The organism is Nonomuraea soli, assembly GCF_013761175.1.
Classification (GTDB): domain Bacteria; phylum Actinomycetota; class Actinomycetes; order Streptosporangiales; family Streptosporangiaceae; genus Nonomuraea; species Nonomuraea soli.
The window spans coordinates 700553-719254 of the sequence record NZ_JACDUR010000007.1 but is presented as its reverse complement, the minus strand read 5'-3'; the positions used below and the strand labels follow the sequence as shown (position 1 = coordinate 719254).

General features: G+C 69.0%; 23 protein-coding genes. 11 read left to right on the top strand and 12 right to left on the bottom strand.

What is annotated here, in order from left to right; translation table 11 throughout:
- Positions 1-23 precede the first annotated feature (23 nt).
- From HNR30_RS35985 to HNR30_RS35970, 4 genes are read right to left on the bottom strand one after another with little or no spacing between them, the layout of a single operon-like run.
- The gene (locus HNR30_RS35985; RefSeq protein ID WP_312894877.1) at positions 24-1241 is read right to left on the bottom strand and encodes a S8 family serine peptidase; all 1218 of its coding nucleotides are present in this window, start codon (positions 1239-1241) and stop codon (positions 24-26) included.
- Positions 1229-1948: a hypothetical protein gene (locus HNR30_RS35980; protein ID WP_312894876.1), complete on the bottom strand. Its 720-nt coding sequence runs from the start codon at positions 1946-1948 to the stop codon at positions 1229-1231. Before HNR30_RS35980 ends, HNR30_RS35985 begins: the two co-directional genes overlap by 13 nt.
- A 59-nt stretch (positions 1949-2007) precedes the next feature.
- The gene (gene moeZ / locus HNR30_RS35975) at positions 2008-3189 is read right to left on the bottom strand and encodes an adenylyltransferase/sulfurtransferase MoeZ (protein ID WP_181614546.1); all 1182 of its coding nucleotides are present in this window, start codon (positions 3187-3189) and stop codon (positions 2008-2010) included.
- A gap of 41 nt (positions 3190-3230) precedes the next feature.
- The gene (locus tag HNR30_RS35970; protein ID WP_312894875.1) at positions 3231-4118 is read right to left on the bottom strand and encodes an alpha/beta fold hydrolase; all 888 of its coding nucleotides are present in this window, start codon (positions 4116-4118) and stop codon (positions 3231-3233) included.
- A gap of 117 nt (positions 4119-4235) precedes the next feature.
- Here HNR30_RS35970 and HNR30_RS35965 point away from each other — a divergent pair, with 117 nt between their 5' ends.
- The 3 genes from HNR30_RS35965 (at position 4236) to HNR30_RS35955 (ending at position 5671) form a co-directional block, all read left to right on the top strand.
- Positions 4236-4589: a hypothetical protein gene (locus HNR30_RS35965; protein ID WP_181614545.1), complete on the top strand. Its 354-nt coding sequence runs from the start codon at positions 4236-4238 to the stop codon at positions 4587-4589.
- A 156-nt stretch (positions 4590-4745) separates the two neighbouring features.
- Positions 4746-5024, top strand: a complete 279-nt coding sequence (locus HNR30_RS35960) for a hypothetical protein (RefSeq protein WP_181614544.1) — start codon at positions 4746-4748, stop codon at positions 5022-5024.
- A 362-nt stretch (positions 5025-5386) separates the two neighbouring features.
- Positions 5387-5671, top strand: a complete 285-nt coding sequence (locus HNR30_RS35955; RefSeq protein ID WP_181614543.1) for a hypothetical protein — start codon at positions 5387-5389, stop codon at positions 5669-5671.
- Between the two features lie 125 nt (positions 5672-5796).
- Here HNR30_RS35955 and ku read toward each other — a convergent pair whose 3' ends face one another.
- Positions 5797-6678: a non-homologous end joining protein Ku gene (gene ku / locus HNR30_RS35950; protein WP_181614542.1), complete on the bottom strand. Its 882-nt coding sequence runs from the start codon at positions 6676-6678 to the stop codon at positions 5797-5799.
- 61 nt (positions 6679-6739) lie between these two features.
- Between ku and ligD (HNR30_RS35945) the strand changes: the two genes are divergently transcribed.
- The 5 genes from ligD (HNR30_RS35945) (at position 6740) to HNR30_RS35925 (ending at position 9786) form a co-directional block, all read left to right on the top strand.
- The gene (ligD, locus tag HNR30_RS35945) at positions 6740-7642 is read left to right on the top strand and encodes a non-homologous end-joining DNA ligase (protein WP_246379911.1); all 903 of its coding nucleotides are present in this window, start codon (positions 6740-6742) and stop codon (positions 7640-7642) included.
- A complete protein-coding gene (gene ligD, locus HNR30_RS35940) occupies positions 7639-8514 on the top strand; it encodes a non-homologous end-joining DNA ligase (protein WP_181614540.1) in 876 nt (291 codons plus the stop codon). Before ligD (HNR30_RS35945) ends, ligD (HNR30_RS35940) begins: the two co-directional genes overlap by 4 nt.
- Positions 8515-8556: 42 nt before the next feature.
- Positions 8557-8763, top strand: a complete 207-nt coding sequence (locus HNR30_RS35935) for a hypothetical protein (RefSeq protein ID WP_181614539.1) — start codon at positions 8557-8559, stop codon at positions 8761-8763.
- 85 nt (positions 8764-8848) lie between these two features.
- On the top strand, positions 8849-9469 hold the full coding sequence (locus HNR30_RS35930; protein WP_181614538.1) for a TetR/AcrR family transcriptional regulator: 621 nt from the start codon (positions 8849-8851) through the stop codon (positions 9467-9469).
- 86 nt (positions 9470-9555) lie between these two features.
- Positions 9556-9786 carry a DUF3107 domain-containing protein gene (locus tag HNR30_RS35925; protein ID WP_181614537.1) on the top strand — a complete coding sequence of 77 codons (231 nt, stop codon included), beginning with the start codon at positions 9556-9558 and terminating at the stop codon, positions 9784-9786.
- Between the two features lie 296 nt (positions 9787-10082).
- On the opposite strand, the gene HNR30_RS35920 is transcribed toward HNR30_RS35925, so the two are convergent.
- Together HNR30_RS35920 and HNR30_RS35915 are read right to left on the bottom strand one after the other, a co-directional pair.
- Positions 10083-10361 (bottom strand): alpha/beta fold hydrolase, encoded by a 279-nt coding sequence (locus HNR30_RS35920; protein ID WP_181614536.1) that lies wholly within the window; start codon positions 10359-10361, stop codon positions 10083-10085.
- A 74-nt stretch (positions 10362-10435) separates the two neighbouring features.
- Complete coding sequence (locus HNR30_RS35915; RefSeq protein WP_181614535.1) at positions 10436-11086, bottom strand: ferritin-like fold-containing protein; 651 nt, start codon at positions 11084-11086, stop codon at positions 10436-10438.
- 246 nt (positions 11087-11332) lie between these two features.
- Between HNR30_RS35915 and HNR30_RS35910 the strand changes: the two genes are divergently transcribed.
- Complete coding sequence (locus HNR30_RS35910) at positions 11333-13207, top strand: DEAD/DEAH box helicase (RefSeq protein ID WP_376771774.1); 1875 nt, start codon at positions 11333-11335, stop codon at positions 13205-13207.
- 163 nt (positions 13208-13370) lie between these two features.
- Here the strand turns inward: HNR30_RS35910 and HNR30_RS35905 are convergent, their stop codons facing one another.
- On the bottom strand, positions 13371-13940 hold the full coding sequence (locus HNR30_RS35905) for a GNAT family N-acetyltransferase (RefSeq protein WP_181614533.1): 570 nt from the start codon (positions 13938-13940) through the stop codon (positions 13371-13373).
- An 83-nt stretch (positions 13941-14023) separates the two neighbouring features.
- Here HNR30_RS35905 and HNR30_RS35900 point away from each other — a divergent pair, with 83 nt between their 5' ends.
- Positions 14024-14908 (top strand): alpha/beta fold hydrolase, encoded by an 885-nt coding sequence (locus tag HNR30_RS35900; RefSeq protein WP_181614532.1) that lies wholly within the window; start codon positions 14024-14026, stop codon positions 14906-14908.
- Positions 14909-14910: 2 nt separating this feature from the next.
- The gene (locus HNR30_RS35895) at positions 14911-15798 is read left to right on the top strand and encodes an oxygenase MpaB family protein (protein ID WP_181614531.1); all 888 of its coding nucleotides are present in this window, start codon (positions 14911-14913) and stop codon (positions 15796-15798) included.
- 45 nt (positions 15799-15843) lie between these two features.
- Here HNR30_RS35895 and HNR30_RS35890 read toward each other — a convergent pair whose 3' ends face one another.
- Genes HNR30_RS35890 through HNR30_RS35875 form a run of 4 tightly spaced genes read right to left on the bottom strand, consistent with a single transcriptional unit; the run spans position 15844 to position 18689 of the window.
- A complete protein-coding gene (locus tag HNR30_RS35890) occupies positions 15844-16653 on the bottom strand; it encodes a RecB family exonuclease (protein WP_181614655.1) in 810 nt (269 codons plus the stop codon).
- A gap of 30 nt (positions 16654-16683) precedes the next feature.
- Entirely contained in the window at positions 16684-17391 is a 708-nt protein-coding gene (locus HNR30_RS35885; RefSeq protein WP_181614530.1) for an MBL fold metallo-hydrolase, read from the bottom strand.
- A 20-nt stretch (positions 17392-17411) separates the two neighbouring features.
- On the bottom strand, positions 17412-18020 hold the full coding sequence (locus HNR30_RS35880; RefSeq protein WP_181614529.1) for a MarC family protein: 609 nt from the start codon (positions 18018-18020) through the stop codon (positions 17412-17414).
- A 36-nt stretch (positions 18021-18056) separates the two neighbouring features.
- Positions 18057-18689 (bottom strand): DUF6758 family protein, encoded by a 633-nt coding sequence (locus tag HNR30_RS35875; protein ID WP_181614528.1) that lies wholly within the window; start codon positions 18687-18689, stop codon positions 18057-18059.
- Positions 18690-18702: the final 13 nt, after the last annotated feature.

Below are 18702 nucleotides of genomic sequence, written 5' to 3'. Positions count from 1 at the left end.
TTTCGTCCCCTCAAGCAGGCGGATCATGCGTCGTGATACGAGTAAGTGCGGCGTGCCCTTTTGACAACGAACACGATCGCACCTACCGACAGCACCGCCCCGAGTGCTCCTGCCAGGGCAATCGCCCCGTAGAGGGCGATGTGCCGCCGGTCGCGCCGCACGATCTGGATCGGGTCGGCCGGGCCGGGTCCGAGCGCCTGGTCCGGATTCTGGGCGGTTCTGGCGACGTGCGTGTGCTTCGCCAGGCGCTGCGCGGCTGCCAGCGAACGGGAGGCGTTGACGACGCCGAAACCGGTGCCGGTGTCGTATCCGCCCTTGGTTCCGCGTACGGCTCCGGCGGTCAGCGCCTGGGCCACCAGGGCGGGCGACAACTTCGGGTACTTGGACTTGACCAGTGCCGCCACGCCGGAGACGAGCGCGGAGGCCTGCGAGGTGCCGCGGCCCACCCAGTACTCGTCGCCGGGGCCGGCGCCGAGGATGTCGACGCCGGGGGCGGCGACCGTCACCGACGGGTTGTCGTTGGAGAACGACGCGCGCCTGGCCCCCTGGTCGGTCGCGGCCACGGAGACCACCCCGGGGAAGGCCGCGGGGTAGGAGTAGGGCGCGAAACCGTTGGCGCCCTTCTTGCCCGCGCCGTCGTTGCCCGCGGCTGCGACCAGCACGACGCCCTTGGAGATGGCGTAGCGCACCGCCGCCCGCTCCTCCTTGGTCGCCAGTTCCTTCGAGATCGACATGTTGATGACGTCGGCGCCACGGTCGACCGCGTAGCGGATGCCGTTGGCCACCACGTTCTCGAAGCGTCCGTCGGAGTTGAAGGCGTCGAAGCCCTCCTCCTCGTCCTCCAGGATCACCCGCACCGACAGCAGCCTGGCCTCGGGCGCCACACCGATGACGCCCTCGCCTCCCCCGGGGCCGTGACCGTGGCCGGCGATCAGCGAGGCCATGTAGGTGCCGTGGAGCTGCCTGGGCGCCACGCCCGGCGGGTTGGCCCCCTCGGTGAAGTCCTTGCCCACGATGACGGATCCGGCCAGGTCGCGGTGCTCGGGGTCGACGCCGGAGTCGAGCACGGCGACCGTCACGCCCTTGCCCTTGGTGACCCGCCAGGCCTGCGGCAGCGCGAGGGTGTCGATCACCTTCTGCTGGCTGCCGCGCACCTCATCGGCCTGCACCGGCAGCGCGGGCACCAGGACCAGCGCCAGGGCCACGGGCACCGCCCTGCGCCAGCGGATCAGCACTGCCACTCCTGTTCTCCGCAGGAGGGCACGCCCGGCCTGGACAGCGCCGACAGCACCCGCTCGCCCAGTTCGGAGGCGAAGGCGAAGATCGAGGGGCGGCTTCCGCCGATCGACTTGGCCGTCCTGCCGTCGACCTGCCCCGCCGTGGTCATCACCACGTACGGCCCGGCCTGCCGTACCGAGCCCGCCTGCCGGCCGGCGTCGGTGAAACGGTCGGCGACGGTGCTCTTGAAGGCCAGCGCCCGCAGCCCGGGCACCGGGTCGCCACCCTGGGAGAACAACGAGACGGCCCGCTCGGCCCTGAGCTCGTCGGGCAGCACGAGCACCCCCACGGTGACGACGACGCCGCCGAGGGCGTCGAGGTAGGTGGCCCTGAGCGCGGCACGGCAGCCGGCCTCGCTGAGCGCCTTGCGCGCCTTCTTGTCGACGGCGGCGGTGCAGCCGGTGGCCGGCGAGATGCCGACCCTCTTGGCCTTCTCCTCGCCGCCCTGCTCCGCGGTGTAGACGAGGGTGCCGGGGAAGATCCGCCCGGAGGGCCAGGTGCGCCAGCGTTCGGCCACCTCGGTGTCGGCGGCGGACTCCAGCTCCGCCAGGGTGGGCCCGCGGGTGAGCTCGTTCGCGGCGACGTTCGCGGCGACCACGGCCGCGACGGCGCAGATCACGGCCAGCGCGGATGCGGCGATCAGCGACGGCCAGGCACGGGTGGAGCTCACGCCCACTGACCCTAATAGGGACGAACGAGTGCCATCACCCGTTCGTCCCTATCGGTCGGCTAGTAACTCGGCAGGCTCGGGTCGACCGTCTTGACCCAGCTCAGCACGCCGCCGCCCACGTGGACGGCGTCGGAGAAGCCGGCGTTCTTGACGATCGCGAGCGCCTCGGCCGAGCGCGCGCCCGACTTGCAGTGGAGCACGATCCGCTTGTCCTGCGGCAGCTTCTCCAGGGCCGAGCCGTTGAGGAACTCACCCTTGGGGATCAGCGTGGCGCCGGGGATCGAGACGATCTCGTACTCGTTGGGCTCGCGGACGTCGATGAGGAAGATGTTGTCGCCGTTGTCCTGCATCGCCTTGAGCTCGGCCGCGGTGATGGTCGAGCCGCTGGCCGCCTGGGCCGCCTCGTCGGAGATCGTGCCGCAGAAGGCCTCGTAGTCGTCGAGGAGCTGGGTGACGGTCGGGTTCTTGCCGCACAGCACGCACTCGGGGTCCTTGCGGACCCTGACGTCGCGGTACTTCATCTCCAGGGCGTCGTAGATCATCAGGCGCCCGACCAGCGGGTCGCCGATGCCCGTGAGCAGCTTGATGGCCTCGTTGACCTGGATGGAGCCGATGCTCGCGCACAGCACGCCCAGCACGCCGCCCTCGGCGCAGCTCGGGACCATGCCGGGAGGCGGGGGCTCCGGGTAGAGGCAGCGGTAGCACGGCCCGTGCTCGGCCCAGAACACGCTGGCCTGGCCGTCGAAGCGGTAGATCGAACCCCAGACGTACGGCTTGCCGAGCAGGACCGCGGCGTCGTTGACCATGTAGCGCGTGGCGAAGTTGTCGGTGCCGTCGACGATCAGGTCGTAGCCCGAGAAGATGTCCATCACGTTCTCGGTGGTCAGAGACGTGTTGTGGACGATCACCTCGATCAGCGGGTTGATCTCGCGGACCGTCGCGGCGGCGCTCTCGGCCTTCAGTCGGCCCACGTCGGACTGGCCGTGGATGATCTGGCGCTGGAGGTTCGACTCGTCGACCACGTCGAAGTCGATGATGCCGAGCGTGCCGACACCCGCCGCGGCGAGGTACATCAGGGCCGGCGAACCCAGGCCGCCGGCGCCCACACACAGCACCTTGGCGTTCTTGAGCCGCTTCTGGCCCTGCATGCCCACGTCGGGGATGATCAGGTGGCGCGAGTAGCGGCGCACTTCGTCAACGGTGAGCTCGGCGGCCGGCTCGACCAACGGAGGCAAGGACACGGTTCTACACTCCCGTTCAGGGGCTCTTTCCTGAAGGAAACCTAGCTGGCCAGTGGGGCATTCCCCAACCGCGTCTCAAGGATCAGACGGCGCGCCTCCGCCGCCACGACCTGCGGAAGCTCCATCTGGGCGCAGTGGCCGCAGTTGGGGAGCAACACCAGCCTGGCGTCGCGGAAAGTACGGCCTGCCTTCCTGGCCATGATCGGGCGCACCAGCCGGTCGCGCCTGCCGTAGATGAGCAGGGTGGGCGCGGTGATCGTGGCCGCGTCGCGCCAGAGGGAACCGCGGAAGTACTCCGCGACGATCCCGCGCGCCGAGCCGATCATGGCCTGTCCTGAGTACGGCAGGCCGTCACGGCGGCGAAGCTCCGCCACCGCCTCCCGCAGGCGCTCGGGGTGCAGCAGGCCGGGGTCGGCGTAGATCATCGCCATCGAGGCGGCGACCCGCTGCTCGGCGGGCAACCTGCCCAGGACCGTCGCTGCCAGCTCGCCCAGGCGTGGCGTGGTGGCCAGGAAGACCCTGGCCGGGCCGTACCTGGGCATCAGGTCGGGCAGCGCCGGGCTGATGAGCGTCAGCGAGCGCACCAGATCGGGCCGCATGGCCGCGGCCCGGACCACGACCGCGCCGCCCAGCGAGTTGCCGAACAGGTGCGCGGGCCCGGTCTCCTCCAGCAGGCCGATCACCGCACGGGCGTGGCCGGTGATCGAGTAGTCGCCACCGGACGGCGCGGGCGAGTGACCGTTGCCCGGCAGGTCGACCGCGTGCCCGGTGACGATGTCGCGAAGCTCGCCCATGAGGTCGGTCCAGTTGGTGGCGGAGCCCGCCAGGCCATGGACGAACACCGCCTGGTCGGGCGGTCCTGACGGGGTCTCGCGTACGTGCAGCGGCCCGGCCATGCGCCCGGGCCACACAGGGATCGGCTGCTCCACGCACTCCACGATAGCTGGATCCCCTTTGTATAAATTAGTGATAAATCGCGGTTTTTGGGGGTGATTGTCCGGTTATGTCCTAGGGCGATGGACAGCCGACCATTCGGGGGAAGCACGATGTCCAAATTCCGAACCAGATTCGCTGCCGCGGCGCTGATCGCCGCACTGACCGGTGGCTTCATCGAACTGGGAGCCACCAGCGCCAGCGCCGCGACCAGCGCTTCGCCAAGGACCACGGTGAGCACGGGACAGAGCTCCATGGCACCCGTGACCGCCAAGCCCTGCTGGAGGTTCAAGAAGGCCAAGAAGCGCCGGCACTGCTACAACAAGCGGTCGAGCTGGGGCTGGGGCTGGGGCTGGTGGGGCTGGAAGCACCGCGGCTGCGGCAGCAAGAAGGTCGTCATCTCGGTCAGGAACGGCAACTGGCACATCAAGCGCTACCGCAAGTGCGGATGGCGCTCGTGGTGGTGACCGAGCCGACGGTGTAGTTCCGTCGTCCTGACTCGCGGCCGGGCCAAGCCCGGCCGCGAGTCCTTTTTGTATAAATTGAGGATAAATAGACGCTTATGCCCGGAATTGTCCGGTTATGGTGCTTATGAGATGAGCACGACCGTCAGGGGGATGGCAATGTCCAAGCTCAGAACGACGCTCACCGGCGCAGCCCTGGCCACCGCACTCGCGGGAGGCCTGATGGGCTTCGGGGCCACGAGTGCCAGCGCCGGCACCGTCTCAGGGATCACCACCGCGTCACCGGTGGTCTCCGGGCACAAGTGCATCTGGATCGGCAAGAAGCTCAAGGTCTACAAGGGCTACAAGGTCAGGAAGGTGACCATCGTCTGGAAGAACGGGGACTGGCACATCAAGCGCACCTGGGGCTGCTCCCTGAAGAAGAAGTGGCGCTGGTGAACACGCTCCCGCGCAGGCCCGCCGCGACCTCGATCCCGGCTGGATGGGGCTCGCACGACAAGTGGCGCGACGTCGAGGGCTGAGGCCCGCTCGCAGGGAGATGCCCGTGGATCCTAAGGGTCCACGGGCATCTCATTTTGGACATTTCATATCAAATGCGGACAGGTGCTTAAATCAGCCACCAACCACTGCAATGAACGTGCCCAGCGATAAGCAAAAGCCTCTTATTCGCCGTTTATGATCATGAATGCTCGGAGATCATCCCAACCAGGAAGACTCAAGACGAGAGAGTCATCCCGGACAATAGCCAAGCAAATCCGGCTATTTTCCGAAATGCACCAACCGTCAAGGGGAAGCACATCATGTTCAACATCAAGCGTGCAGTCGCGGCGGCCGCCCTGTCCGCCGCCATGGCTGGTGGGGCCCTGACTCTGACCACTACTTCCGCCAGCGCCGCGACGCAGGGCGTCACCGCCTCGCCTATGACCATGGGCCCTTCGTGCATCTGGATCAACAAGGGCAGCAAGCTGAAGGTCCGCAAGGGCGAGCGGTACAACAGGCTCAACGTCCGCTACAACTTCGACACCGACACCTACCACTGGAAGCGCGTGCGTGGCTGCGCCAAGGTCTCACGCCACTCGTGGTAATTCGCTGATTTGGGTCAGATATTGACCCGAATGCGAAGGGCGGGGCTCCTTTGAGGAGTCCCGCCCTCCACGCTGTTATTCATATGCGCCGGTGGAATTCGCGGAATGCGAATTCCACCGGCGCTTCAGGCTGACTTACGCGTCTTCCGCTTGGGCTCGGCCTTTTCCTCCTTGTCGGCCTTCTCGGCCTTCTCGGCCTTGGCCGGCCGCTTCGGCTTGGCGGTGGAGGTGCCTCGCTCCTTCTTGGCCGCCTCCACGGAGGCCCGCAGGGCCGCCATGAGGTCGACCGCGGGTCCGGCCTCCTCGGTCTCGGGCGCGGCGACGACCTCCCTGCCCTCGATCTTCGCCTCGATCACCTGCTGCAGCGCCTCGCGATACGCGTCGTGGTACTCACCCGGATCGAAGTCCGACTCCATGGTCGCGATCAGCGACTCGGCCATCTTCAGCTCCTGGGCCCGCACCTCGATGTCCTCGTCGAGGAAGTCGAACTCGGGCTTGCGGATCTCGTCGGGCCAGAGCATCGTCTCCAGGACGAACACCCCGTCACGCACGCGGAGCGTCGCCAGGGATTCCCGCTGGCGCAGCGCCACCTTGACCACGGCGACCTGGCCCGAGCTCTCCAGCGCGTTGCGCAGCAACACGTACGGCTTGGCGCCCTGGGCGTCGGGTTCCAGGAAGTACGACTTGGCGAAATAGATCGGGTCGATCTGGTCGGCCGGGCTGAACTGCAAGACGTCGATGCGACGCGAGGTGCTCAGCGGAAGGCCCTCGAAGTCCTCGTCGGTCAGCACCACGATCTCGCCGGTCGCCAGCTCGTATCCCTTGGCGATGTCGGCGTAGGCGACCTCCTCACCGCACTTGGTGCACACCCGCTTGTAGCGGATGCGGCCGCCGTCCTCGCGGTGCACCTGGTGGAAGGCGACGTCCTTCTGTTCCGTCGCGGAGTACAGCTTCACCGGGATCGTGACCAGCCCGAAGGAGATCGCACCCTTCCAAATGCTGCGCATGGCCCACCTCACTCAATATCCGGGCTCATCTCGGGGCACATACCCGGACATGGGCGATCCAATGCCGTTTCCCGTCGAACCCATGCTGGCCGTACCAGGTGCGTTGCCGTCCGATCGCGAGCAGTACGGACTCGAGGTCAAGTGGGACGGCATCCGCGCGGTGATGGATCTGACGGGCGTGTTGCGCATGACGGGAAGGCATGGGGCGGACTACACCCGCCGCTATCCCGAAATATCGGGGTTTCCTGTGACTGACGTGGTGCTGGACGGCGAGATCGTCGCCCTCGACCCCAGCGGGCGGCCCAGCTTCGTACGCCTGCAGCACCGCATGCACCTGACCGATCCCGATCCGGCCATGCTCCGGCTCTACCCCGTCACCTATCTGCCCTTCGACCTGCTCTACATCGACGGCACCTCCCTGCTCGACATGCCGTACAGAACCAGGCGCGACCTGCTGGAGCAGCTCGACATCGGGGCTCCGCCGTACTTCCCCGGCGACTCCGACCTGCTCGCGGCCACCATGGCCCAGGGGCTCGAGGGAGTGGTCGCCAAGCGCCTCGACTCGCCGTACCGGCCGGGGACCAGGTCGAACTGGTGGATCAAGGTCAAGAACCTCGACACCAGGGAGGTCGTGATCGGCGGCTGGAAACCGGGCAAGGGCCGCAGAGCGGGCGGCATCGGCTCGCTGATCATGGGGGTGTTCACCGAGCACGGCCTGACCTACGTCGGGCACGTCGGCACCGGCTTCACCGACGCGGAGCTTGAACGGCTGCACGACGTGCTGAGCCCCCTGGAGATCCCGCGCAGCCCTTTCCACAACCCGGTGCCCTGGCGCAACAGGTGGGTTAGGCCCGATCTCGTCGGGGAGGTGGGTTACACGATGTGGACCGACGATCACAAATTGCGTCACCCGGTGTGGCGCGGACTGCGACCCGACAAGATCCCTGCTGAGGTGGTCCTGTGAAGAAGGTGCCCGTCAAGGTCGACGGCCGCGAGCTGGTGCTGAGCAACCTCGACAAGGTGCTCTACCCCGAGGTCGGCTTCACCAAGGCCGAAGTCATCGACTACTACAGCCGCATCGCCCCGGTGCTCCTGCCGCATCTCGACGGCCGCCCCCTGACGGTCAAGCGCTACCCCAATGGCGTCGACGGGAAGTCCTTCTTCGAGAAGAACGCCCCCTCGCACACCCCGTCCTGGGTACGGCGGGCGCGGCTGCCGGTGCCCGGCAGCACCAAGGACCGCGACTCCATCGACTTCGCCGTCGTCGACGACCTGCCGACGCTGGTCTACTACGCCAACCTGGCGGCACTGGAGCTGCACGTGCCGCAGTGGCGGGTCTCCAAGGGCGGCGAGGCGCAGGAGCCCGACCAGCTCGTCTTCGACCTCGACCCCGGCGCCCCCGCCACCATCGTCGAGTGCTGCCAGGTGGCGCTGCTGCTGCGCGAGGTGCTCGAACACGACGGGCTGAGGGCCCGGCCCAAGACGAGCGGCAGCAAGGGCATGCAGCTGTACGCCGACTGGGACGGGCGCGCGGAGCCGTCGGTGTACGCCAAGGCGCTGGCGCAGCTGCTGGAGCGCGAACACCGGGGAGAGATCATCAGCACGATGACCCGTTCGGCCCGCACCGGCAAGGTTTTAATCGACTGGAGCCAGAACAACCCCGCCAAGACCACCGTGGCGCCCTATTCACTGCGGGCCAGGCAGCAGCCGACCGTCTCCACCCCTTTGTTGTGGACCGAGGTGGAATCCTGCCGAACACCTGACGAACTGGTGTTCACAGCTGCTGACGTGCTGGAACGGGTAGAGGAACATGGCGACCTGTTCAGCCGGGCGTAGTGTGGAGAGGTCCACGACTAGAGGGGACGAATGATGTCGGAGATGGACGTACGTGGGGATGAACGCCCCTCTGACGACGACACCGAACTGCCGCTGGAGGCCGCGGAGGCCGACGCCGCCGAGCAGCACCGCGCACTACGCGAGACCGACGAGGAGCCGCGGCGCGAGGTGCCGCTCGACGTCGATCCCGCGGACGCCGCCGAGCAGGACAGGCTGGCCGCCGACGATGACGACGACGATTACCGCTGAGTATCGGAGGAGTCTCGATGAGGTCGTTACTCGCACGTAGGATGTCCGAACGAACGACGGATGTCCCCTCGCTCTAGGAGAGCTCATGACAGCAACGCCGGATGCGAAGCCCCGAGGCACTCGCCTGCCCCGGCTCGCGCGCCGCAGGCAGCTGCTGAGCGCCGCGCAGGAGGTCTTCGTCGAGAACGGCTACCACGCCGCCGCCATGGACGAGATCGCCGACCGTGCCGGGGTCAGCAAGCCGGTGCTGTACCAGCACTTCCCCGGCAAGCTGGAGCTCTATCTCGCGCTGCTCGACCTTCATGTCGACGACATGATCAACCGGCAGCGCGAGGCCCTGGCCTCCACCCGCGAGAACAAGCTCAGGGTGCAGGCGACCTTCGCCGCCTTCTTCGACTTCGTCTCGACCCAGGGCGAGGCCTTCCGCCTGGTCTTCGAGTCCGACCTGCGCAACCTGGCCCCCGTACGGCAGCGCGTGGAGCGTTCTCTGCGCGAGTGCGCCGAGATGGTCAGCGTCGTCATCCAGGAAGACACCGGGTGCTCCAGCGAGGAGGCGCACCTGCTGGCCGTCGGACTCGTCGGCATGGCGGAGGTCAGCGCCCGATTCTGGGTCACCACCCACGGCTCCATCCCGAAGGAGGCCGCCGAGCAGCTGATGGCCCGGCTGGCCTGGCGCGGCATCAGCGGTTTTCCGCGTACGGCGTAAGCCGTTCGCTTGCCGCGATCACCTGCGTTCCCGGGGCCCGCGAGCGGCCACGATGGGATGGGCAACCCGTCTCATGAGGGAGCACGATGGAAATCAAGATCGGCGTACGGTCCGTACACCGCGAGCTCATTGTGGAAGTCGACCTGACGGCTGAGCAGGTCGAGGAGGAGATCAGGCAGGCGCTGGCGGCCGATCGCGGCGTCTTCGCCGTCACCGACGTCAAGGGCCGTCGCGTCGTGGTTCCGGTCGCCTCGCTCGGCTTCGTCGAGATCGGCGAGGACGAGTCCCGGCCGGTCGGCTTCGGCGGCACGCTCTGACACGACCTCACGCTGGGGGCACGGCTCACTCACGAGCCACCCCCGGCACCGTCGTGTCCTCAAGCCGGGGCGGTCGCTCTCGCGATCAGTCGAGGCCGCCGGCCCCGTCGGTGACGAGCTTGGCGTAGCGCTCCGGGCGGCCTCGTGCATCACGTGGGGCGCGTCGGGCAACGACACGTAGCCGACCCGCTGACCGGCGCCCTCGACGATCTCGCGCGCCCGCCGCGCCCGCAGGTCGCCGAGCGCGCCGACCAGATGGCCGCTGCCGGGATCGTTCACCCGCATGTGGTGCGTGATCAGCACCGGCACCCTGATCCCGGCCGGCATCGCCTGGTGGTCGCAACCCGCGGCAGCGCCTCGATCATGCCCTCCCCGTCGCCCACCGGCCACTGGCCGCCCAGCCACGTGGCGACGAGCCCGCCCGACGAGTTGCCCGCCACCACGACCGGGCGCTTGATCGCGAGGTCGATGAAGCGCACCAGGTCGTTGCCGAAGCTGTCGGCGCGGTCCTCGGCCTCGGAGATGCGTATGAAGATCCGCCTACGCGCCGCAGACTCCCGCCAACGAAGATCCATCTGCCCGCCGTACGGCTCCGCAAGCGGAGATTTGCCCGCCGTACGCCCCGCGAACAGGCCCCTGGGGACGGCGCTCAGATGCCCAGGGCGGCCATGCGCTTGCCGTGCTCCTCCGTCAGCTGGGCGAACAGGCGCGCGATGTCCGCCTGGTCGGCATCGGCCAGGAGCTGGGCGAGCTGGGGCCGGGAGGCGGCCACCTGCTGGGCCTGGCTGAGCCCCTCGCCCACGAGGCGCCTGGCCCACAACGCCAGCCGTCCCGCCTGCGTCGGGTCGTCGGCCAGCGCCGCGCGCACCCGGTCGACCACGAACTCCGAGCGCTCCTGGTCGGCCAGGACCTCCTCGACGAGCGGCGCGATCGAGGGCTCCAGATGACGGGCGGCCTCGCGGTAGAAGTCGAGCGCGATGCCGAGTCCCACGTACGCCTTGACGAGCGCCTGCAGCCAGTCGCCCGGCTTGGTCAGCTCGTGCCAGGAGTCGAAGGCCTCGGCGAAGGGCGCCATCGCGGACTCGGGATCGGCGCCCAGCTCGGCCAGCCGGTCGCGCAGCAGCACGAAGTGTCCGTACTCGGCCACGGCCAGCGATCCGAGCTCGGCGCGGTCGGTCAGGTTCGGCGCCAGCTGGGAGGCGTCCTCGGCCATGCGCAGGAAGGCCGTGAGTTCGGCATAGGCGAGAGCACCGAGGAGATCGACATCACCGGATTCCGTCATGGACGCAGCGTAGGTCATGGGAACAACCTGAGTCTCGGCCAGCGTTGTGCTATCGAGTACACTGTTGTGTGAAAGTGCGACCGCACTGTGTTAGTCCGGGGGAATCTCTCCCGCCAACCCCCGATTTCTGGGTTCGCGAGGGCGCGAGTTGATGCGCCCGAGCCGCCAAGCGTAGCTCGGCGAGAGACACAACGGTCGCTGACGAATTGAGAGGACTGGCCTCTCCGCGCGGACCACATGATCCCGGAGACCCAGTCTTCACTGGTGAGACTGAGGCAGGCCAACCTGACTACGTTCCGTGAACTCGGAGTCATTCCGGAGATCGCCGATGCCCTCGAGACCGAGGGCATCTCCACCGCCTTTCCCATCCAGGAAATGGCGCTCCCGCTCGCGCTGGCGGGCCAGGACCTCATCGGTCAGGCTCGCACCGGCACGGGCAAGACCTACGCGTTCGGCATCGCCATGCTGCAGAGCATCGGCAAGCCACGCAAATCCCGCAAGAAGCCGCGCGGCCTCGTGGTCGTGCCCACCCGCGAGCTGGCGATCCAGGTCTCGGAAGACCTGACGACCGCCGCGGGCAAGCTCGGCTCCCGCGTGCTGACCGTGTACGGCGGGCGCGCGTACGAGCCTCAGGTCGAGGCGCTCAAGGCCGGCGTCGACGTCATCGTCGGCACGCCCGGGCGTCTGCTCGACCTGGTCAAGCAGAAGCACCTGGACCTGAGCCAGGTGACGATGCTGGTGCTCGACGAGGCCGACCGCATGATGGACCTCGGCTTCCTGCCCGACATCGAGCGCATCTTCAAGCTCGTCCCCGACGAGCGGCAGACGATGTTGTTCTCGGCGACCATGCCCGGCGAGATCGTCGCGCTGTCGCGCAAGTACCTGAACCGTCCGACGCACGTCCGCGCCGAGAACAGCGACGTCGACGAGAGCGAGCTGACCCCGCAGGTCCGCCAGTTCGTCTGGCGGGTCCACCGCATGGACAAGATCGAGCTCCTGGCACGCATGCTCCAGGCCGAGGGCCGCGGGCTGACCATGGTCTTCTGCGAGACCAAGCGCGCCTGCGACATGGTCTCCGAGCAGCTGCAGACCCGCGGTTTCGCGGCGGCGGCCGTCCACGGCGACCTGGGTCAGGGCCAGCGGGAGCAGGCCCTGCGCGCCTTCCGCAACGGCAAGATCGACGTGCTGGTCGCCACCGACGTGGCGGCGCGCGGCATCGACATCGACGACGTCACCCACGTGGTCAACTACGACACCCCCAACGACGAGAAGACCTACGTCCACCGGATCGGCCGCACCGGGCGTGCGGGCCGCACCGGCATCGCGGTCACCTTCGTCGAGTGGGAGCAGCTGACCCGCTGGAAGATGATCAACCAGATGCTCGGCCTGGAGTTCGCCGAGCCGGAAGAGACCTACTCCTCCTCGCCGCACGTCTACGCCGAGCTGGGGATCCCCGAGGGCACCAAGGGCGTTCTGCCCCGCGAGGCCCGCAAGCGGGCAGGACTCGACGCCGAGAGGCTCGAGGACCTGGGCGAGACCGGACGGTCACGCACCCGCGTCAAGGAGCGCGAGCGTCCCGCGCGAGCGCCACGCGAGCGCCGCCGCACCCGTAGCGGTCGCAGCGTCGAGGAAACCCAGGTTGTCGAGGCGGAGGTCGGTTCCATGCCCGAGCGCAAGGTCGAGGAGACGCCGGCGCTGATCTCAGCCGATGAGCTGGAGGTCAAGCCCAAGCGCACCCGCACCAGGCGCGCGGTGAACGAGTCGGTTCCCGCCGAGGTCCCGGCTGCCGCTCCGGCGGTGGCCCCGGCTGTGGACGAGGCGCCCCGGCGCGTGCGTTCGCGGCGCGACGCCGTCGTGGCCGAGCCCGTCGTGGCCGAGCCCGTGGCCCAGCCTGCGGCTCAGCCTGTCGCTCAGCCCGTGGCGGCGGAGGCGCCGAGTTTCCTCAGCACGCCGCCGCCCCCGGTGCGCCGGGAGCCGGAGCGGATCGTGCCCGCGAGCCCGTTCCAGGTGATCTTCCAGTCGCCTGACCTGGCGACCGACGATGACGAGATCGCCCCGTCGGCGGCCACCGAGCGGCAGCAGCAGCGCCGCCGCGCCCGTGGCAACGGCGCCGCAGGCGGAGGCCAGCGGCGCCGCTGATGTGGCGTTGAGCGATCGAAGGGCGTGGCCATCCGGCCGCGCCCTTTGTCGTACGGCGGGCGGCCCGTGCTCCAGGGCGCGTCGAGGTGCGGCGAGCGCTCCAGGGTTCGGGAGCGGTCGAAACTCCCGGGGGCGGTCACAGCCTCCGGGGTACGGCGGGCGGTCAGAGCTCCAGGCGCATCAGGGGGCGCGTCGGAGTCCTGCGGGCCACCTCCACGAAGCCCGCCCCCTCAAACAGCCCCTTCCACCCGTGGAACAGCTCCGCCGCCGGGAGCTTCTTCTCCGAGTCCCTCGGATACCCCTCGACCGCCCGGGCCCCCTGGCTCCGCGCGAACTCCACCGCCGCCTCCAGCAGCGCCGCGGCCGCTCCCCTGCCGCGCCCGGCCCGCGTCACGTAGAAGCACGGCACCGACCACACCCCCTCCACCGGCTCGGACTCGTCGACCGGCTTGGCCACACGCGAGCCCGCGAGCCGTACGAACTCGGTCCGTGGCGCGATCGTGCACCACCCCACCGGCGCCTCGCCGAGGTACGCCAGCAGCCCTGGCGCGGCCCCCGGCGACTCCACCAGCTCCCGCATCCGCTCGCGTGCCCCGTCGCCGCGCAGGTCGCGATATTCGGCGTTCGTCACGCGGAAGTACATGCACCAGCATCCGGAGTACGCCCCCTGTGGCCCGAACACCTCGCACAGGTCGGACCATGAGTCGGCCGGCCGGATCACAAGCTCACCCATACACCTTCATCTCCCCAGGACTCGCACCAGCGTAGTCGCGTGACCGGTGTCGCAGCCGAGGTGGCTGGGTATTGTTGCCCCACGTGAGTACGCCGCGATTCCTGACCCTGCCTCCGGGCGTGACGCCCACGCGGATCGAAACGCCGCGAGGCACGTTCGCGGCTCTCGAGGCTCTTCCCGGCAGCGGCATCGCCGAGCGCGGGCCCGCGCTGCTGGTCCCCGGGCTGACGGGCAGCAAGGAAGACTTCATCGCGGTGCTGCAGACCCTGGCCCAGTCGGGCAGGCGCATCGTGGCGATCGACCTGAAGGGGCAGTACGAAACCCCGGGGCCCGACGACCGCGGCGCCTACGCGTGCGGCGAGCTGGGCGCCGACATCGACGTGCTCGCGGGTGTCATCGGCGACGGCGAGCCCGTGCACCTGGTGGGCCACTCCTTCGGCGGCCTGGTGACCAGGGCGGCGGTGATCGACGGCACTCACAGGTTCGCGTCGTACACGATGATGGCCACCGGCCCGGTCGGCATCACGGGACGTCGCGCCAAGGGCGGCAGGAAGATCCTCGAAGAGGCGACGGATCTGGGTCTGGAGCACCTGTGGCAGACGAGGTTCGAGCCGGAGGCTCTGGCCAGCGGGGTCTCCGACGACATCATGGCCTTCCTGCGCAAGCGCATGCTGGCCAACTCCCCGACCGCCCTGGCGGCCATGGCCGAGCAGTGCCTGGAGATCGACGACCGCACGGAGGAGCTCCAGGAGGCGGGCGTTCCGATGCTGGTGCTGTTCGGCGAGCACGACGACGGCTGGGCGCCGGAGCTGCAGGCCGCGACGGCCGAGCGGCTGGAGGCCGACTGCGTGGTGGTGCCCGGCGCGGTGCACTCCCCCGCGGTCGAGGCCCCGGAGACGACGGCGTCGGCGCTGGTGCGCTTCTGGAACACGGCAGAGACATTGGATCAAAAGTCCAATAAAGTCTGACCATGGAAACGGTTCAGCCCCCGCAGTCGGTCACGTGGCTGGTCCACCTCGACCGGGCGATGTGGGTGGGCGGCGTGCGCGGCCTCATGCTCCAGGCGCTGCATCCGATGGCGATGCTGGGCGTCTGGCAGAACTCCAACTTCCAGGACGACCCGTTCGGCCGGCTGCGCCGTACGGCCGATTTCGTGGGCCGGGTCACCTTCGGCAGCCCGGAGCAGGCCGACGAGATCGGCCGGCGGGTGCGCGGCATCCACCGGCAGCTGCGGATCCTCCACGAAGGGCGGCACCATCGGGTCGACGACCCCGAGTTGCTCCTGTGGGTGCACTGCGCCGAGGTCTCGTCGTACCTGGAGGTCGCCAGGCGCGGCGGGCTGGGCCTCAGCGAGCGCCAGGCCGACCGTTACCTGCGCGAGCAGCGCCGGTCGGCCACCTACGTCGGGTTGCACGAGGAGGACGTACCCGGCTCGCTGGCGGAGATGGACGCCTACTTCAAGGAGATACGCCCGAAGCTGCGGCCCGTCCCCGAGGCCGTGGAGACGGTGCGGTTCCTGCTGTGGCCGACGCTGCCCAAGGAGCTCAGGGTGCTCAATCCGGGCAAACCGCTCTACTTCCCGTTCGGGGCGCTGTGCTACCTCTCGCTGCCCGAGTGGGCCAGGCGCATGTACGGCCTGCTGCCCCAGGTGCCGCAGGCCGGGGTGACGGCGGGGCTGCGGGCGTGGCGGCTGGCGATGAACTCGGTGCCTGAGCCGGTGCACGACCGGGCTTTCATGCCCGCCACGCGGCAGATGCTCCAGGACGCGCGCGACCGGCTCGGAGCGGCGGGCTACGACATGGGCAAGGGGCTCAGAGGGCTGACCGACCCCCGCCGATGGGCACAACACGCCGCCTGAGGCCGACGGCCTGAAATGAGTATCGGGAGTTCGGCGCCGAACCCGTCACTCGGAGGGGGTCAGGCCGTCCCACGGGAGCCGCTCGGGCGCCGCCGCCCGCCCCTCGGGGCAGTGACGGCGAAAGTCGCACCACGAGCAGATCGGCCCAGGACTGGGAGCGAACATGCTCTCGGTGTCGCCGTCGCGATAGCTCTCGTCGGCCGCTCCCGCCTCCTCGGCCATCTCCTCGGCGCGGCGCAGGTGGCGGCCGAGGGATTCGTCGGAGTGCTCCCACTCGACGATCTCGCCGGTGGGCAGGTGATGCAGCTCCACCTTGCGGCAGGGGGTGCGCAGCATGCGCGAGGCGGCGATCGCGTAGATCGCCAGCGCCAGCGACGAGCGGGCGTCGTCTTGCGTCAGCGGCCGACGCCCGGTCTTGTAGTCGACCACGACCAGCTCGTCGCCCCGCCGGTCGAGCCGGTCGATGCGGCCGGACACGGCGATCACCTTGGTGCGGGTGCCGACCGTGCGCTCCACGCCCACCGGCTCGTCGGAGGGGTCGAGCGTGCTGACGTATCCGGCGACCATCTCACGGGCGCGGTCGCGGAAGACCGTCGACTGCTCGGCGTCGCGGAAGCCCTCGGAGATCCACCCGTTGGTGAGCAGGATGCTCGCCATGACGGGGGTGCGTTTTTCGTACGGCTCCCGCCACCAGCCGGCCAGCGCGTTGTGCACGCTGGCCCCGACGCTGTTGTGCGCCCACGCCGGGCCCTTCTGGGGCGCGGGCCGGTCGAGATAGGTGAACCGGTAGCGCCTGCGGCAGTCGAGCCAGGTGTTGAGCCGCGACGGCGTGCAGGAGTAGAGCCGCCGCGGCATGCCCTCCAGCGGGAGCTGGTCGTACACGACTCAGTCGTCGCTCGGGTCGAGCGAGATCCCGGAGGCCTTGGTGCCGTCGAGGAGCGGCCCCTCGGGCTGCTCGGTCCGCGTCAGCGAGCCGGAGACCCAGTCGTCGAAGTGTGGCTCCAGGTCGCCGACGGTGGTCTCCTCGCCCTGCGCGGGCAGCACCCGGGTGCCCATCGGCAGGGTGAAGAGCCGGCCGCCGATCGAGGTCAGCTGGTCGGCCAGGGCGGGGTATTCGCCGCCGAGCTTGCCGGGGCCGTCGGCCTGCAGCGACTTGCCGGTGAAGACGACCTCCAGGTCCTCGCTGTAGAGGGAGATGCCGCCGGGCGTGATGCCGGGGGTCTCCATCACGTCGAGGGTGGAGCCGGCGACCTCGAACCGGCCGTCGTCCTCGAGGTCGATGTCGGGCCAGGTCTCCGACCAGGTCTCCCGCCAGATGGGCTTGTCCTTGGGGTGGAGGGCGACGATGGCCTCGTCGCGGCTGGCCACCTCGATGGCCGCGCCGACGTGGTCGGCCAGTCCGTGGGTGCAGATGACGGCGAGCACCTCGCGCTCACCGACCTGCTCCATGATCTTGTCGGCGTCGCGGGCCGGGTCGATGACGATGACCTCGTCGTCGTCACCCACGATCCACGTGTTGTTCTCGACCTTGAAGTCGACGCCGTCGACGTCCACGACGCCCTCGGTCACCACTCGCTCGATACGCGCTGTCACGCTTCCGCATGGTACTGGGTTTAGCTGACAAGAGCCCGAACGGCGTTGATGATCAGTTGTACGGCAAGCGCGGCCAGCAGCAGTCCGGCGATCCTGGTGATCAGTTCGACGCCGTTCTCCTTGATCACTCTGATGATCGAGACCGAGAACCGCATGAACACCCACAACACCAGGTGCACGGCGGCGATGGCCAGCCCCAGCGCGAAGATGTTGCCCGTGTGCCCCTCGGCCTGCTGGGCGAAGACGATCGTGGCCACGATGGCGCCTGGACCGGCCAGCAGGGGCGTGCCGAGCGGCACCAGGGCGACGTTGACGCTCGACATGCCCTCGTCGGTCTTGGGCGCGGTCTGGCCGCGCAGCAGCTCCAGGGCCACCAGGAGCAGCAGCAGGCCGCCGGAGATCTGCATGGCCGCCACTTCGACGTGCAGGTAGCCGAGGATCGCCTGGCCGAAGACGGCGAAGACCACGATGAGGCAGAACGCCGTGACGGCCGCCTGCCAGGCGATGCGCTTGCGCTCGGCCAGGGTCCGGCCGTTGGTGTAGGCCAGGAAGAGCGGGATGACGCCGGGAGGGTCCATGATGACGAACATCGTCACGAAGGCCCCGACGAAGAACTGAAGGTCGAACATGGTCCCCCTGCGTCTTCAGGGGGAGTGCGTCCGATCTTAGCCTTCGAGCTTCGGGGAGAACGCTCCGAAGGGCACGTCGAGCGGCGCGGTCTCGCGCAGGTCCAGGAGGCTGAGCTGGGCCAGGGCGATCAGGCACCCCGCCTCGGCGGGCCAGCCGATCGTCCACAACCAGTTGCCCAGCGCCTCTCCCGCGTACACCGCGCGGTCGTCCGGCGCCGTCGTGACGCACCACAACGCGGTGGGATGGCCGAGTACGTCGATCTTGGCGTTGGGCGGCCCGTCGTCGAAGCCCTGGCCGGGATCGGGACCGTCGAGGCCGGCGAACGCCGCGCCCAGGCCGATGCCCGGCTCCTCGGCGATGATGAGCAGGTCGGCGGGCCCGTGCGTGACGGACGGCCCGCTGAGGGCCACCACGCTGGCTCTGCCGCCCGAGCGCTCGTCGCCGACCTCGCCGAATCCGGTCACCAGCCATCCTGGCGGCAACGGCCACGGCAGCCAGACCGGGACGACGGAACTCAGCCTGATCAGCTCGATGGCCGCGGTGGACGGCAGCTTCGGCGGCTGAAACGGCAGCACGTCGGCATGCGCGCCGCACCGCCAGGCGCTGTGCCAAGCGCTCGGCGGATGAAGCGGGCCAAAACACCGCGGACAGGTTGGTGCCGCTCTCACAGCTACTCACGGT

What these genes read in the sequence shown, in the direction of transcription:
- HNR30_RS35925 (WP_181614537.1), top strand. Translation starts at nt 9,556, where the DNA reads ATGGAAATCAAGATCGGCGTACGGTCCGTACACCGCGAGCTCATTGTG.
- HNR30_RS35890 (WP_181614655.1), bottom strand. Translation starts at nt 16,653, where the DNA reads ATGCCGCGGCGGCTCTACTCCTGCACGCCGTCGCGGCTCAACACCTGG.
- HNR30_RS35965 (WP_181614545.1), top strand. Translation starts at nt 4,236, where the DNA reads ATGTCCAAATTCCGAACCAGATTCGCTGCCGCGGCGCTGATCGCCGCA.
- HNR30_RS35880 (WP_181614529.1), bottom strand. Translation starts at nt 18,020, where the DNA reads ATGTTCGACCTTCAGTTCTTCGTCGGGGCCTTCGTGACGATGTTCGTC.
- ligD (WP_246379911.1), top strand. Translation starts at nt 6,740, where the DNA reads ATGCCGTTTCCCGTCGAACCCATGCTGGCCGTACCAGGTGCGTTGCCG.
- HNR30_RS35935 (WP_181614539.1), top strand. Translation starts at nt 8,557, where the DNA reads ATGGACGTACGTGGGGATGAACGCCCCTCTGACGACGACACCGAACTG.
- ku (WP_181614542.1), bottom strand. Translation starts at nt 6,678, where the DNA reads ATGCGCAGCATTTGGAAGGGTGCGATCTCCTTCGGGCTGGTCACGATC.
- HNR30_RS35960 (WP_181614544.1), top strand. Translation starts at nt 4,746, where the DNA reads ATGTCCAAGCTCAGAACGACGCTCACCGGCGCAGCCCTGGCCACCGCA.
- HNR30_RS35920 (WP_181614536.1), bottom strand. Translation starts at nt 10,361, where the DNA reads ATGGATCTTCGTTGGCGGGAGTCTGCGGCGCGTAGGCGGATCTTCATA.
- HNR30_RS35905 (WP_181614533.1), bottom strand. Translation starts at nt 13,940, where the DNA reads ATGGGTGAGCTTGTGATCCGGCCGGCCGACTCATGGTCCGACCTGTGC.
- HNR30_RS35930 (WP_181614538.1), top strand. Translation starts at nt 8,849, where the DNA reads ATGACAGCAACGCCGGATGCGAAGCCCCGAGGCACTCGCCTGCCCCGG.
- HNR30_RS35895 (WP_181614531.1), top strand. Translation starts at nt 14,911, where the DNA reads ATGGAAACGGTTCAGCCCCCGCAGTCGGTCACGTGGCTGGTCCACCTC.
- HNR30_RS35915 (WP_181614535.1), bottom strand. Translation starts at nt 11,086, where the DNA reads ATGACCTACGCTGCGTCCATGACGGAATCCGGTGATGTCGATCTCCTC.
- HNR30_RS35955 (WP_181614543.1), top strand. Translation starts at nt 5,387, where the DNA reads ATGTTCAACATCAAGCGTGCAGTCGCGGCGGCCGCCCTGTCCGCCGCC.